The sequence below is a fragment of the Tahibacter soli genome, assembly GCF_025717065.2.
GTDB classification, from domain to species: Bacteria; Pseudomonadota; Gammaproteobacteria; order Xanthomonadales; family Rhodanobacteraceae; genus Tahibacter; species Tahibacter soli.
The window spans coordinates 63,231-77,879 of record NZ_JAOVZO020000020.1 but is presented as its reverse complement, the minus strand read 5'-3'; the positions used below and the strand labels follow the sequence as shown (position 1 = coordinate 77,879).

The window sequence follows — 14,649 nt, the reverse complement described above, 5'->3', positions numbered from 1 at the left end:
CCGATTCTGCGGCTGGACGGGCTTTGCGGCGTCGTGCGGCGGCTCGTTCGGCCGCTGCGGCGACGCTTTGGATCATTCGGCGAAAGGAACTTCGCCTTTCCCCTTGCGTACGAGCTTGGGCGTGTCGTCGACGAGATCGATCACGGTCGTCGGTTCGTTGCCGCAGAAACCGCTGTCGATGAACAGATCGACGGCATTGGCCGCATGCTCGTACAGGTCGTCGACTTCCCAGCCTGCCATGTCGACGTTCGGAAGTATCAGACTCGAGCTCGACAGCGGCTCGCCCAATGCTTCGACCAGTGCCAGCGCCACGCGATGGTCCGGTACGCGAACGCCCACGGATTTCTTCTTGATCTGCTTAAGGTGCCGCGGAACGTCGGCCGCCGCGGGCAGAATGAAGGTATAGGGGCCGGGAGTCAGGGATCGGACCAGCCGGAACGCCGCGTCATGCATGCGGGCGTAGGCGCCGACCTCACTCAAGTGACGACAGACTAAGGTGAAATTATGCCTGCTGTCCAGTCCTCGCAGCCGTACGACCCGTTCCTGCGCCGATTGCGCGGTGAGCCGCCACCCGAGCGCGTACCCCGAATCGGTCGGGTAGGCGACGAGTCCGCCCTTGTCGAGCACGGCGACCGCTTGTGCGATCAGGCGGGCCTGCGGATTGTCGGGATGGACTTCAAGACGAATGGTCATGCCGCGAGCGTGGCCAGCGGCGCGCGCTTCGTCAAGACTTGCCCGCGAGGCGAAGTGGACAATGGCGCATCGCGACCCGCTTCGCGGTTCGCGCGCGCTGCGCTATCGTCGCGCGGCCTTCCTCGCGCGAGTTTCCGATGAGTCAGCTGCACCCCCTGGCCGGCAAGCCGGCGACCGAACTGCCCGCGGTCGACATCCCGCGCCTCGTCACCGCGTACTACGCGCTCGCGCCCGATCCGGGCGAAGCGGCGCAGCGCGTCGCGTTCGGCACGTCGGGCCATCGCGGCAACGCGTTCGAGGGCAGCTTCAACGAGACGCACGTCGTGGCGATCAGCCAGGCGATTTCCGAGTGGCGGCGCGGCGCGGGAATCGCAGGCCCGCTGTTTCTCGGCTTCGATACGCACGCGCTGTCGGCGCCGGCGTTCGCGAGCGCGCTCGAGGTGCTGGCCGGCAACGGCGTCGAGGTGCGCATCGCGGCCGGCGACGAATACACGCCGACGCCGGCGATCTCCCACGCGATCCTGACGTACAACCGCGGTCGTACCGACGGATTCGCCGACGGCATCGTGATCACGCCGTCGCACAACCCGCCGGACAACGGCGGTTTCAAATACAACCCGCCGAACGGCGGACCGGCCGACACGAACGTCACCGGCGCGATCCAGAACCGCGCGAACGAACTGATCGCCGCGGGTCTCGCGGGCGTGACACGCATGCCCTACGCGCGGGCGCGCCGCGCCGCGACGACGCGAGAGCACGACTTCCTCGGCGCCTACGTCGACGATCTCGAGGACGTCATCGATTTCGACGTCATCCGCGGCTCGCAACTCAAGCTCGGCGTCGATCCGCTCGGCGGCGCCGGCGTCAACTACTTCACGCGCATCGCCGAGCGCCATCGCATCGCGCTCGACGTCGTCAGCAACGCGGTCGATCCGACGTTCCGTTTCATGAGCCTCGACTGGGACGGCCGCGTGCGCATGGATCCGTCGTCGGCGTACGCGATGCGGCGGCTGATCGACCTGGCCGGCCGCTACGACGTCGCCTTCGCGTGCGACACCGACCACGACCGCCACGGCGTCGTCGCGGGAAGCGCCGGGCTCATGCCCGCCAATCACTTTCTCTGCGTGTGCGTGGATTATCTTTTTCGGCATCGTCCACAATGGCGCACGGATGCCGCGGTCGGCAAGACGCTCGTGTCGAGCGCGCTGATCGACCGCGTCGCGCAGCGGCTGGGACGGCGGCTGTACGAGGTGCCGGTCGGGTTCAAATGGTTCGTCGAGGGCATGGTCGACGGCTGGCTCGGCTTCGGTTGCGAGGAGAGCGCCGGCGCGAGCTTCCTGCGCAAGGGCGGGGGCGCGTGGTCGACCGACAAGGACGGCATCATCGCGGGCCTGCTCGCCGCGGAGATGACGGCGCGCAGCGGCCGCGATCCGGCCGCGGCGTATCGCGCGCTGACCGACGCGCTCGGCGCGCCGGCCGCGACGCGCATCGACGCGCCGGCGACGCTCGAGCAGCGCCGCGCGCTCGGCAAGCTCGCGCCGGAAGCGATCGCGATTCGCGAACTGGCCGGCGAGCCGATCGTGCGCGTGCTCGATCGCGCGCCGGGCAACGGCGCGGGCATCGGCGGCATCAAGGTCGAAAGCGCGAGCGGCTGGTTCGCCGCGCGGCCTTCGGGCACCGAGGCGATCTACAAGGTCTACGCCGAGAGCTTCAAGGGCGAGGCGCATCTGGCCGAACTCGTGAGCGAGGCGCAGCGCATCGTCGACGCGGCGATCGCGTAAGCGGCGGGGCCCGCGTGGCAGAATGCGCGCATGCAGCGCGCCATCATCCACGTCGACATGGACGCGTTCTACGCGGCGATCGAACAGCGCGACGATCCGGCGCTCCGCGGCAAGCCGGTCGTCGTCGGTGAGCTCGGCCGGCGCAGCGTCGTGTCGACCGCGAGCTACGAGGCGCGGCCCTACGGCGTGCGTTCGGCGATGCCGACGCTCGAAGCCAAGCGATTGTGCCCGCACGCGATCTTCGTGCCTGTGCGCATGGCGCGCTATCGCGAGGTGTCGGAACAGGTGTTCGCGGTGTTCGGCGAGGTCACCCCGGAAATCGAAGGCCTGTCGCTCGACGAGGCGTTTCTCGACGTCACGGCGAGCCTGCGCCTGTTCGGCGACGTCGAAACGATCGGCCGCTATCTCAAACGCGAAATCCGCGCGCGCACCGGGCTCGATGCGTCGGTCGGCATGGCGCACAACAAGCTGCTGGCGAAACTCGCGAGCGAGCTGTCCAAACCCGACGGTTTTCTGCGCGTCACGCCGGAAACGGCGCAGGCCGTGCTCGATCCGCTGCCGGTCGGGCGTATGTGGACGGTCGGCAAGGTGGCCGAAGCGGCGCTGCACCGCATCGGCATCCGCACGGTCGGCGAACTGCGTGGTGCCGATCCGCGCCGGCTCGCGCAGGCGCTCGGCAATCATGCCGCGCAGCTGCAGCGTCTGGCGCGCGGGCTCGACGAGCGCCCGGTCGAATCCGACGTCGAAGAAAAGTCGATCAGCGCCGAAACGACGTTCGAGACCGATCTTGCGACGTTCGACCAGGCGAGCGCGTGGCTCGCGCGCCTCGCCGAACGCGTCGGCGAGCGCGTGCGCGCGCACGATCTCGCCGGCCGCACGGTGACCGTCAAGCTGCGCAAGCCGCCGTTCGAGACGCATACGCGGCAGGCGCGCGTGCCGGCGCCGACCGACGCGACGGACACGATCTACCAGACCGGCCGCGCGCTGCTGCGCGACTGGTGGAACGCGCAGGAACGACCGCGGCTGCGGCTGATCGGCATCGGCCTGTCAGGCTTTGGCGCGGAGCCGCAATCGGTATTGTTCGATGCTGACGAAGGGCGCGAAAAAGACGTCGTCGCCGATGCGATCAACCGGCGTTTCGGCGGCGGCAGCCTGACGCGCGGCGCCGCGTTGAAGACGCGCCGGAGCGGTTCGCCCGACGGCGGCGCGTCTTGACGCGCGATTGGCGTGCTTAGCGCAGGCTCGCCCGGGATTCCGGGATGCATGGCACGATTTGTGATTGAGCGTTGATTGATTTTGGCGCGATGCTCCGCTAAAAGGTTCAGACACAGGGGGTTGCAGGATGCTCATGATGAATGAAGCGAAGACGCAATCAGGCATGCGCCCGGCGCGCATGAAAATTCGTTCCGCCGTGCTGATGATGCACGGAGGCGACGCCTGGTCGAGCGAACTCGAAGACATCTCCGCGACCGGCGTGCTCGTGCGCCGCCCCGACGACTTCGCCGGCAAGGCCGGCGACCTGTTCGTGCTCGACATGATGATCGGCGACGAACTCAACATCCATCTCGAAGCGACCGTCGCGCGCGTCACCGAAGAATCCGTCGGTTTCGCCTATGCGCGCATTCCGGCCGAGAAGGAGGTCCCTTTGTGGGATCTGCTCGGCGGCTATGCCGATTCGCTGGAGTCCTACCGGCGCTGATCGCTGCGCGAAACCGAACGAAAAAACCCGCCTTCCGGCGGGTTTTTTCGTTCGGGCGGGGGCGGCGCGCTCAGGCGGCCGTCGCGGCCTTTACCGGCCCGTCGCGCAGTTCGCGCCGGATGATCTTGCCGACGTTGCTCTTGGGCAGCGAATCGCGGAACTCGATGTAGCGCGGCAGCTTGTAGCCGGTCAGGTTTTCCTTGCAGTGCGCGCGCAGATCGGCTTCGGTGAGCTTCGGGTCCTTGCGCACGACGAAGATCTTGACCGCCTCGCCGGATTTCTCGTCCGGCACGCCGATCGCCGCGACCTCGAGCACGCCCGGGTGCAGCGCGACGACGTCTTCGACTTCGTTCGGGTACACGTTGAAGCCCGACACGAGGATCATGTCCTTCTTGCGATCGACGATGTAGCAGTAGCCTTTCTCGTCCATCCGCGCGATGTCGCCGGTGTGCAGCCAACCGTCGGGCGTGAGCACCTTCGCGGTTTCCTCGGGCCGGTTCCAGTAGCCCTTCATGACCTGCGGGCCCTTCACGCACAGCTCGCCGATTTCGCCGTAGCCGAGCTGCACGCCGTTGTCGTCCTGAATCGACACGTCGGTCGACGGAATCGGCAGGCCGATCGAGCCGTTGTAGTCGGGAATGTCGAGCGGATTGATGCAGGCGGCCGGCGAGGTTTCGGTCAGGCCGTACGCTTCGGCCAGCGGCACGCCGGTGACCTTCTTCCAGCGTTCGGCGACCGCGCGCTGTACGGCCATGCCGCCGCCGAGCGTCAGATGCAGCGCGGAGAAGTCGACCTTGTCGAAGCCCGGCGTGTTGAGCAGGCCGTTGAACAGCGTGTTGACGCCGGTGATCGCGGTGAACTTCAGGTTCGAGATTTCCTTGACGAACGCCGGCATGTCGCGCGGGTCGGTGATGAGGTAGTTGAGGCCGCCGAACTTCATGAAGACGAGGCCGTTCGCCGTCAGCGCGAAGATGTGGTACAGCGGCAGCGCGGTAATGATGACCTCTTCGCCGGGCTTGACGTTGACGCCGATCCACAGCGACGCCTGCTGCATGTTCGCCACGAGGTTGCCGTGCGTGAGCATCGCGCCCTTGGCGACGCCGGTCGTGCCGCCGGTGTACTGCAGGAACGCGATGTCGTCGTGGTTGAGATCGGCCTTGCGATACGTCTGCTTCGCGCCGCGCGCGAGCGCGTCCGCGAAGCGGATCGCGCCGGGAATGTCGAACGCCGGCACCTTCTTTTTCACGTGCTTGACGACGAAGTTGACGATGAACGACTTCGGGAAATTCAGAAGGTCGCCGACGGCGGTGGTCACGACGTGCTTGACGGACGTGTCGCGCAGCACTTCGGAGACGGTATGCGCGAAGTTGTCGAGCACGACGATCGCCGAAGCGCCCGAGTCGTTCAACTGGTGCTTGAGTTCGCGCGCGGTGTACATCGGGTTCGTATTGACGACGACGAGGCCCGCGCGCAGCACGCCGAAGATCGCGATCGGATACTGCAGCACGTTCGGCATCATCAGCGCGACGCGGTCGCCTTTCTTCAAGCCCAGGTCGCCGGTGAGGAACGCCGCGAACTGCCTGCTCAGGCGGTCGACGTCGTCGTAGCTGAGCACCTTGCCGAGATTCGAGAACGCCGGACGGTGGCGAAAGCGCTCGCACGCCGATTCGAGCACCGCGACGACCGAACTGAACTCGTCGAGGTCGACCTGCGCCGGCACGCCGGCCGGATAGCTCGAAAGCCAGGGGCGCTGAATGCTCATCGTACTGTTGACCTCTTGCGGTTCGTTCGGCTGTCGGAATCGCCGCTGGCGGGCGACGGATGCGGTTCCGATTGGAGCACAGCGCGAGAAAACGCGGCAAGCCGCATTGCAGCGAGACCGGCGGCTATGCGCAAATCGGGGTGTTCGAGGTTCGATAGAGAGTCGACAATGCCGCTTTCGCGTCTTTTTTCAAGAGGATTGGCCGTTCTGGCGCTGCTCCTGGCCGCCGCGTGCGCGCGCACGCCGGAGGAGCAGCGCATCCGCGAGGCGATCGCGGCGATGCAGAAGGCGGTCGAGGCGCGCGAGCCCAGAACGTTCATGCGGTACGTCGCCGACGATTTCACCGGCAGCAAGGGCTCGGTCGACCGCGCCCAACTGCACAACCTGATGCGCGCGCAGTTTCTGCGCAACGAGGCGGTCGGCGTGACGCTCGGGCCCATCGACGTGGCGCTGTTCGACAAGCGTGCCACGGCGACGGTCACGGCCACGCTGACCGGCGGTAGCGGCGAGGGCTGGCTGCCCGAACGCGGGGGTGCCTACCGGTTCACGACCGGCTGGAAGGACGTCGGCGGGGAGTGGCGGTGCATCAGTGCGGAGTGGGAGCAGTTGTAGCGGCGGCGCGTACAACGCTTGAATGTGGAAAATGCAGAAATACTGCGGCGGCCGCGGAACCCTCTCCCCCAAGCTCGCTTGGGGGAGAGGGCAGGGTGAGGGGGCGGAGCTGCGCACTTCGTCGACCGCGACGAAGACTCCGACGTCGCCCCCTCACCCGACCCTCTCCCCAACGCATGCGCGTTGGGGGAGAGGGCTTCTTTTTAAGCCGCCTTCGGCTGCTGCGCCAGCTGACGCAGCACGTACGGCAGGATGCCGCCGTGGCGGAAGTATTCGACTTCCTTCGGCGTCAGCAGCAGCACCTTGACCGTGAAGCGCTTGACGTCGGCGGGGCCGGTCGCGACGACTTCGATCTCCTTCGCCGCGCCGTCGTTCAGGCCGGCGATCTCGAACACCTCGTCGCCCTTCAGGCCGATCGTCTGCGCGTTTTCGCCGTCCTTGAACTGCAGCGGCAGCACGCCCATGCCGACGAGGTTCGAGCGGTGGATGCGCTCGAAGCTTTCGGCGATGACCGCCTTCACGCCGAGCAGCATCGTGCCCTTGGCGGCCCAGTCGCGCGACGAACCCGTGCCGTATTCCTTGCCGGCGATGACGACCAGCGGCACGCCGTCGGCCTTGTAGCGCATGGCCGCGTCGTAGATCGACAGCTTCGCGCCGTCGGGGTAGTGGTAGGTGTTGCCGCCTTCCTCGCCGCCGAGCATCAGGTTCTTGATGCGGATGTTCGCGAACGTGCCGCGCACCATGATGTCGTCGTTGCCGCGGCGCGAGCCGTACGAGTTGAAGTCGACCTTCTGCACGCCGCGGCCCTGCAGGAACGCGCCGGCGGGCGAGGTGGCCTTGATGTCGCCGGCCGGCGAGATGTGGTCGGTCGTGATCGAGTCGCCGAAGAGGCCGAGCACGCGCGCGCCGTGAATGTCCTCGATCTTGCCGACCTGCATGGTCATGCCGTCGAAGTACGGCGGGTTCTTGATGTAGGTCGACGCGCCGTCCCAGTCGTAGATTTCGCCGACGGGCGAGGCGATCTGGTTCCAGCGGCTGTCGCCCTTGAACACGTCGGCGTAGTTCTTCTTGAACATTTCCGGGCCGACCGTCGCGGCGATGACGTCGCCGATTTCCTTGTTCGTCGGCCAGATGTCGCGCAGGAACACCGCATGGCCCGTTTCGTCGTGCCCGATCGGATCCTTCGACAGGTCGATGTCGACCGTGCCGGCGAGCGCGTAGGCGACGACGAGCGGCGGCGACGCGAGATAGTTCATCTTCACTTCGGGATGCACGCGGCCTTCGAAGTTGCGGTTGCCCGAGAGCACCGACGTGACGACGAGATCGCCCTCGGCGACGCCCGCCGACACTTCTTCCGGCAGCGGGCCGGAGTTGCCGATGCACGTGGTGCAGCCGTAGCCGACGACGTAGAAGCCGAGCTTTTCGAGATCGGCGAGCACGCCGGCCTTCTTGAGGTAGTCGGTCACGACGAGCGAACCCGGTCCGAGCGACGTCTTGACCCACGGCTGCGCCTTCAGGCCCTTCTTCACCGCGTTGCGCGCGAGCAGGCCGGCGCCGAGCATCACGGCCGGGTTCGACGTGTTCGTGCACGACGTGATCGCGGCGATCACCACCGCGCCGTCGGTCAGCGTGTACGTCTGGCCGTCCTTGGTGACCTGCGCGCTGCCGGGCGTCGCCGACTTCGTCTTCGTCGCGCGCGCGTCGGCCATCGGCTTCAACGCGTCGCGGTAGTTCGTGCCGACGTTTTCGAGCAGCACGCGGTCCTGCGGGCGCTTGGGACCGGCGAGCGACGGCTTCACGTCGGCGAGGTCGAGCGCGAGCGTCGAGCTGTATTCGGCGTCGGCCTGGCCGGCTTCGCGCCACAGGCCCTGCGCCTTCGCGTAGGTTTCCACGAGGTTGATCAGCGCTTCGTCGCGGCCGGACAGGCGCAGGTAGTTCAGCGCTTCGCCGTCGATCGGGAAGATGCCGCAGGTCGCGCCGTATTCCGGCGCCATGTTGGCGATCGTCGCGCGGTCGGCGAGCGCGAGATGGTCGAGGCCGTCGCCGTAGAACTCGACGAACTTGCCGACCACGCCGTGCTTGCGCAGCATCTGCGTGACCGTGAGCACGAGGTCGGTCGCGGTCGCGCCTTCGGGCAGCTTGCCGGTCAGCTTGAAGCCGACGACCTGCGGGATCAGCATCGACGAGGGCTGGCCGAGCATCGCGGCTTCGGCTTCGATGCCGCCGACGCCCCAGCCGAGCACGCCGATGCCGTTGATCATCGTCGTGTGCGAGTCGGTGCCGAACACGGTGTCCGGGAACGCCCAGGTGTCGTTGCCGGCGCTGCGCGTCATCACGACGCGCGCGAGGTTCTCGAGGTTCACCTGGTGCACGATGCCGGTGTTCGGCGGCACCACCTTGAAGTTGTCGAACGCGCTCTGGCCCCAGCGCAGGAAGCTGTAGCGCTCGATGTTGCGGCCGAATTCGATCTTGCCGTTGAGGTCGAGCGCCTCGGCCTTGCCGAACACGTCGACCTGCACCGAGTGGTCGATCACCAGCTCGGACGGAATCTGCGGATTGATCTGGCTGGCTTCGCCGCCGAGCTTGACGACCGCGTCGCGCATCGCGGCGAGGTCGACGACGCACGGCACACCGGTGAAGTCCTGCAGTACGACGCGCGCCGGCATGAACGCGATTTCGGTGTCCGGTTCCTTCTTCGCGTCCCAGTTCGCGACGGCTTCGATTTCCTTGACCGTGACGTTGAGGCCGTCCTCGTGACGCAGGAGGTTCTCCAGGAGGATCTTCATCGAGAACGGCAGGCGCGCCAGGTTGTAGCGTTCGCCGAGCTTGGCGAGGCTCGCGATCGTGTAGCGCTGACCATTGACCTCGAGCGAGGTGCGGGTCGACAAAGAGTCTTTCATTCCGTTCTCCTGGCGTGCAGCGGCTTGAAGGGTTGTCGGCGCGCGGCGGAGCGGAACGAACCGCCGCATGGGCCGGCGCCCGAAAAATCGACTTATTATGACTCAAACGCGCGTTTGACTGGAATGGTGTCGCGTTCGACCTTCGGCGTAGTGGCGTCCGCGGTCAGCGCCCCAGCTGGCTTCCCGCCAGCAGCCCGCGCGCGAGCATCGCGCACTGGCGCCGCTTGAACACGAGCTGCCACTGGTTGCCGCCAAGCTGGCGCCACATCACCGCGGCGCGCACGGCCGCCAGCAGCGTCGCGCGGATGCGTTCGACGTGCGTCGACTGGGTCAGGTACAGCGGATTTCCCGAAACCACGATGCGCGGACGCAACGTCGAAAGCGTCGTGCTGTACAGTTCCGACAGCTTGCCGAGCACGCTGGCGTGCACGATGCCGAGGTGGTCGACCTGGCGCTGCGTCGCGACGATGCCCTCGCGCAGCGCCTCGAGCATCGGGCGGCGCCGCGCGAGCTTGCGCTCCAGGCGCAGCACGGCGACCGCGATCTGCGTGATCGTGATGTCGCGCGCGCCGTCGTCGATCTGCGCGATCAGCGTTTCGAGCCCGTAGCGCACGCCGCCGACGCCGCCGAAAGCGTCCGCCGGCGCCTCGGTGTCCAGGCGCAGCACGCTGCCGACGCTCGCCTCCAGCGCGGCCGCGTCGCAGTTGCCGGTCGTGGCGAGCGAGCGCACGAGTCCCGCGGCCTGGAACAGGCCCGCGAGGGCGATCACGCGTTCTTCGTTCATGCACTCATCCTTGATGGGTCGGTTGCGGTCGCAAGGCCGCCGTAGGGCGCGTCGGTCGCGCCGATCACGGCGCCGCCCAGGCATTCCTCGCCGTCGTACAGCACGACCGACTGGCCCGGTGTCACCGCGCGCTGCGGCGTGTCGAACGCGACGTCGACGCGGTCGCCGTCGACGCGCACCGTGCACGCCTGGTCGGCCTGCCGGTAGCGCGTCTTGGCGGTGCAGCGAAATTCCCGCGCCGGCGCGTGGCCCGCGGTCCAGCTCGCGTCGCCGGCGACGAGGCGATGCGAATCGAGCCAGCGGTTCGCGTTGCCTTGCGCGACGATCAGCACGTTGCGTTCGACGTTCTTGCCGACCACGTACCACGGCTCGCCGGCCGAATCGCGGCGACCGCCGATGCCCAGGCCCTGGCGCTGGCCAAGCGTGTAGTACATCGCGCCCTGGTGCTCGCCGACGAGGCGGCCGTCCGGCGTGCGCATCTCGCCGGGTCGCGCCGGGATGTACTGCGCGAGAAACGCGCGGAAATCGCGTTCGCCGATGAAGCAGATGCCGGTCGAATCTTTTTTCGCGTGCGTCGGCAGCGACGCCGCGCGCGCCAGTTCGCGCACCTGCGGTTTCGGCAGTTCGCCGACCGGAAACTCGGTCGCGGCGAGTTGCGCCTGGCCGAGCGCGTACAGGAAATAGCTCTGGTCCTTGTTGCCGTCGTGTCCGCGCAACAGGCGGTGGCGGCCGTCGGCGACGTCCGTGCGCGCGTAGTGGCCGGTCGCGATCTTGTCCGCGCCGAGTTCTCGCGCGTGGTCGAGAAACGTGCGGAACTTGATCTCGCGATTGCACAGCACGTCGGGATTCGGCGTGCGGCCGGCGCGGTATTCGGCGAGGAAGTGCGTGAACACCTGGTCCCAGTATTCGCCGGAAAAATTGCGCGTGTGGAACGGGACGTCGAGCGCGGCGCACACCTTGAGCGCGTCGAGGCGGTCGCGGTCGGCGTCGCATTCGCCGAAGCGGCCGTCGTCTTCCCAGTTCTTCATGAACATCGCCTCGACGCGCCGGCCCGCGCGCTTGAGCAGCAGCGCGGCGACCGAGGAGTCGACGCCGCCCGACACGCCGACGATGACGAGTTCGCCGGCCATCAGCCCGCGTCGTCGGCGGCGTAGGCGAGCGCCGACAGCGGCAGCCGCTGTCCGCCGAGCCAGGCGTCGATGCTCGACAGAATCAGCGGACTGCGCAGGCGCGCCGACGCGGCGGCGATTTCGTCGCGTTTGAGCCACAAAACTTCACAAATACCGTCGTCGAGCCGGCGATCGGCGTGATGCGCGAGCGCGGTCGCGGCAAACGTGAAACGCACGAAGTGCCGGCCGTAGCGCGGGTGCACCCATTGCTGCACGGCCACGAGGTGGTCGGGCCGCACTTCCCAGCCGGTTTCCTCGAGCGTTTCGCGGCAGGCCGCGGCGACCAGGGATTCGCCGGGCTCCAGGTGGCCGGCGGGCTGGTTGATCAGCATTTGCCCGCGGATGTCTTCCTCCACGAGCAGGAAGCGGCCCCCGTCCGGCACGATCGTCGCTACGGTTACATGCGGGCGCCAGACGGTCTCCTCGTCGGCGCCGTTCATCGGAATTTCGTCGGTCATCGGCGCGATGTTACACGAGCGCGCGCGAATCCCCGGCGGGGCTTGGCAAATCGAGGCTCCGGCACCAGCTAGCAGCGCTATACTCGGGCCAGGATTGGAGCGGCGGCAACGATGTCCGGAAACACCGACAACCATCAGGAACAACAGCACGGTCTGGCCGTCGAAGAGGCCCGGCCGGAGACGGCAAGGCCGCCGATGTACCAGGTGCTGCTGCTGAACGACGACTACACCCCGATGGACTTCGTGGTCCACGTCTTGCAGTCGTTCTTCGGCTTCGCTTACGAGCGTGCGCACGAGGTGATGCTGCACGTTCATTTGCGCGGTCGCGGCGTCTGCGGCCTGTACACGCGCGAGGTCGCCGAAACGAAGGTGACCCAGGTGAACGAATTTTCACGTGCGAACCATCACCCGTTGCTGTGCACCATGGAAAAAAATTGAGCGATCCCCATTTCGTGCGCATCCTGATACAGGGGTAAGGCATGTTCAGCAAAGACCTCGAGCTCACCATCGGCCAGTGCTACAAGGAAGCACGCGAGCAGCGCCACGAATTCATGACCGTGGAACACCTGCTGCTGGCGCTGCTCGAAAATCCTTCCGCGGCGGCCGTGCTGCGCGCCTGCGGCGCCGACATCGGCAAGCTCGGCAAAGAATTGAAGGCGATCATCGCGGAGACCGTTCCGGTGCTGCCGCCGTCCGACGAGCGCGACACGCAGCCGACGCTGGGCTTCCAGCGCGTGCTGCAACGCGCCGTCTATCACGTGCAGTCGTCCGGCCGCAAGGAAGTCACCGGCGCGAACGTCCTCGTCGCGATCTTCGGCGAGAAGGATTCGCACGCGGTGTACTTCCTGTCGCAGCAGGAGATCACGCGCCTGGACGTCGTCAACTACATCTCGCACGGCATCGCCAAGATCGGCCACGAGCCGCAGCAGCAGCCGGGCGGCGGCGGCAGCGAACGCGAAGCGGAGGAGGCCGGCGAACCGAAGGGCAATCCGCTCACCGAGTTCGCGACGAACCTCAACGACCTCGCGCGCTCCGGCAAGATCGACCCGCTGATCGGGCGCACCGAGGAAGTCGAACGCACCATCCAGGTGCTGTGCCGCCGGCGCAAGAACAATCCGCTGTACGTCGGCGAAGCCGGCGTCGGCAAGACCGCACTCGCCGAAGGGCTCGCCAAGCGCATCGTCGAAGACGACGTGCCGGCTGTGCTCAAGGATTCGACGATCTACGCGCTCGATCTCGGCGCGCTCGTCGCGGGCACGAAGTATCGCGGCGATTTCGAAAAGCGCCTGAAGGCCGTGATCGGGCAGCTCAAGAAAGAGCCGCAGGCGATCCTGTTCATCGACGAGATCCACACGATCATCGGCGCGGGTTCCGCGTCGGGCGGCACGATGGACGCGTCGAACCTGATCAAGCCGATGCTCGCCTCCGGCGAGATCCGCTGCATCGGCTCGACCACGTTCCAGGAATACCGCGCGATCTTCGAGAAGGACCGCGCGCTCGCGCGCCGCTTCCAGAAGATCGACATCGTCGAGCCGAGCGTCGCCGACAGCTTCGAGATCCTGAAGGGGCTGCGTTCGCGCTTTGAACAACATCACAATGTGGAATATACCAACGACGCGCTGAAGGCCGCGGTCGACCTGTCGGTCAAGCACATCGCCGACCGGCTGCTGCCGGACAAGGCGATCGACGTGATCGACGAGGCCGGCGCGCGCCAGCGCCTCGTGCCCGAGGACGAGCGCAAGACCGTCGTCGACGTGCCCGAAATCGAGTTCATCGTCGCGCGCATGGCGCGGATTCCGCCCAAGCAGGTGTCGGCGTCGGATCGCGACGTGCTGCGCAATCTCGACCGCAACCTGAAGATGGTCGTGTTCGGCCAGGACCCGGCGATCGACTCGCTGGCGAGCGCGATCAAGATGGCGCGTTCGGGCCTCGGCAATCCGACCAAGCCGATCGGCTGCTTCCTGCTCGCGGGCCCGACCGGCGTCGGCAAGACCGAAGTCACGCGCCAGCTCGCGCTGCAGCTCGGCATCGAGCTGATCCGCTTCGACATGTCCGAGTACATGGAGGCGCATTCGGTGTCGCGCCTGATCGGCGCGCCGCCGGGGTACGTGGGCTTCGACCAGGGCGGCCTCCTGACCGAGCAGATCGTCAAGCATCCGCATTGCGTGCTGCTGCTCGACGAAATCGAGAAGGCGCACCCTGACGTGTTCAACATCCTGCTGCAGGTGATGGACCGCGGCGCGCTGACCGACACGAACGGCCGCGAGGCGAACTTCAAGAACGTCATCGTCGTCATGACGACGAATGCCGGCGCGACGCAGGCGGCTCGCCGCACGATCGGTTTCGTGCAGCAGAACCACGCGACCGACGCGATGGAGGCGATCCGCCGGCAGTTCTCGCCGGAGTTCCGCAACCGTCTCGACGCGATCGTGCAGTTCGGTGCGCTCGACATGGAGCACATTCTGCGCGTTGTCGACAAGTTCCTGATCGAGCTCGAATCGCAGCTGCAGGAAAAGCACGTCGCGCTGCACGTCGACCTCGACGCACGGCGCTGGCTCGCCGAGAACGGCTTCGACCCGCAGATGGGCGCTCGGCCGATGGCGCGCGTGATTCAGGACAACGTCAAGCGTCCGCTCGCCGACGAACTCCTGTTCGGCAAGCTCGTCGACGGCGGCAAGGTGTATCTGTCGGTCAAGGACAACAGGCTCGACGTGCGCGTCGAGGCCTCGGACGAGAAGCTGGCGGCGGCGACGGTGTAAGCGAAAAGCGCGGAAAGCCGCAAAAAGAAAAG

At 66.9% G+C, this 14,649-nt stretch carries 12 protein-coding genes; 6 read left to right on the top strand and 6 right to left on the bottom strand.

All coding sequences use genetic code 11. The features are described 5' to 3' along the window. Positions 1-72: 72 nt before the first annotated feature. Positions 73-693: an L-threonylcarbamoyladenylate synthase gene (locus tag OD750_RS21320; protein WP_263544116.1), complete on the bottom strand. Its 621-nt coding sequence runs from the start codon at positions 691-693 to the stop codon at positions 73-75. Between the two features lie 137 nt (positions 694-830). Between OD750_RS21320 and pgm the strand changes: the two genes are divergently transcribed. From pgm to OD750_RS21305, 3 genes are all read left to right on the top strand, one after another. Beyond that, entirely contained in the window at positions 831-2,474 is a 1,644-nt protein-coding gene (gene pgm, locus OD750_RS21315) for a phosphoglucomutase (alpha-D-glucose-1,6-bisphosphate-dependent) (protein ID WP_263544115.1), read from the top strand. Between the two features lie 30 nt (positions 2,475-2,504). Continuing rightward, positions 2,505-3,689, top strand: coding sequence for a DNA polymerase IV (locus tag OD750_RS21310; protein ID WP_263544114.1), 1,185 nt, complete (start codon positions 2,505-2,507; stop codon positions 3,687-3,689). A 178-nt stretch (positions 3,690-3,867) separates the two neighbouring features. Beyond that, positions 3,868-4,173: a PilZ domain-containing protein gene (locus OD750_RS21305; protein ID WP_263544113.1), complete on the top strand. Its 306-nt coding sequence runs from the start codon at positions 3,868-3,870 to the stop codon at positions 4,171-4,173. A 70-nt stretch (positions 4,174-4,243) separates the two neighbouring features. Here the strand turns inward: OD750_RS21305 and OD750_RS21300 are convergent, their stop codons facing one another. Further along, entirely contained in the window at positions 4,244-5,935 is a 1,692-nt protein-coding gene (locus tag OD750_RS21300) for a long-chain-fatty-acid--CoA ligase (protein WP_263544112.1), read from the bottom strand. Positions 5,936-6,103: 168 nt separating this feature from the next. On the opposite strand from OD750_RS21300, the gene OD750_RS21295 reads away from it, so the two are divergent. Beyond that, positions 6,104-6,547 carry a DUF4440 domain-containing protein gene (locus OD750_RS21295; protein ID WP_263544111.1) on the top strand — a complete coding sequence of 148 codons (444 nt, stop codon included), beginning with the start codon at positions 6,104-6,106 and terminating at the stop codon, positions 6,545-6,547. Positions 6,548-6,750: 203 nt separating this feature from the next. Here the strand turns inward: OD750_RS21295 and acnA are convergent, their stop codons facing one another. From acnA to OD750_RS21275, 4 genes are all read right to left on the bottom strand, one after another. Then, the gene (gene acnA / locus OD750_RS21290) at positions 6,751-9,447 is read right to left on the bottom strand and encodes an aconitate hydratase AcnA (RefSeq protein ID WP_263544110.1); all 2,697 of its coding nucleotides are present in this window, start codon (positions 9,445-9,447) and stop codon (positions 6,751-6,753) included. 163 nt (positions 9,448-9,610) lie between these two features. Next, positions 9,611-10,231, bottom strand: a complete 621-nt coding sequence (gene hflD, locus OD750_RS21285; RefSeq protein ID WP_263544109.1) for a high frequency lysogenization protein HflD — start codon at positions 10,229-10,231, stop codon at positions 9,611-9,613. After that, complete coding sequence (mnmA, locus tag OD750_RS21280; RefSeq protein WP_263544108.1) at positions 10,228-11,361, bottom strand: tRNA 2-thiouridine(34) synthase MnmA; 1,134 nt, start codon at positions 11,359-11,361, stop codon at positions 10,228-10,230. The genes hflD and mnmA overlap by 4 nt, the downstream gene beginning before the upstream one ends. Further along, positions 11,361-11,840, bottom strand: a complete 480-nt coding sequence (locus tag OD750_RS21275; RefSeq protein WP_263544107.1) for an NUDIX hydrolase — start codon at positions 11,838-11,840, stop codon at positions 11,361-11,363. Before OD750_RS21275 ends, mnmA begins: the two co-directional genes overlap by 1 nt. Before the next feature lie 129 nt (positions 11,841-11,969). On the opposite strand from OD750_RS21275, the gene clpS reads away from it, so the two are divergent. Both clpS and clpA read left to right on the top strand, forming a co-directional pair. Next, positions 11,970-12,296, top strand: a complete 327-nt coding sequence (gene clpS / locus OD750_RS21270; RefSeq protein WP_263544106.1) for an ATP-dependent Clp protease adapter ClpS — start codon at positions 11,970-11,972, stop codon at positions 12,294-12,296. Between the two features lie 41 nt (positions 12,297-12,337). Beyond that, positions 12,338-14,617, top strand: coding sequence for an ATP-dependent Clp protease ATP-binding subunit ClpA (gene clpA, locus OD750_RS21265; protein WP_263544105.1), 2,280 nt, complete (start codon positions 12,338-12,340; stop codon positions 14,615-14,617). Positions 14,618-14,649: the final 32 nt, after the last annotated feature.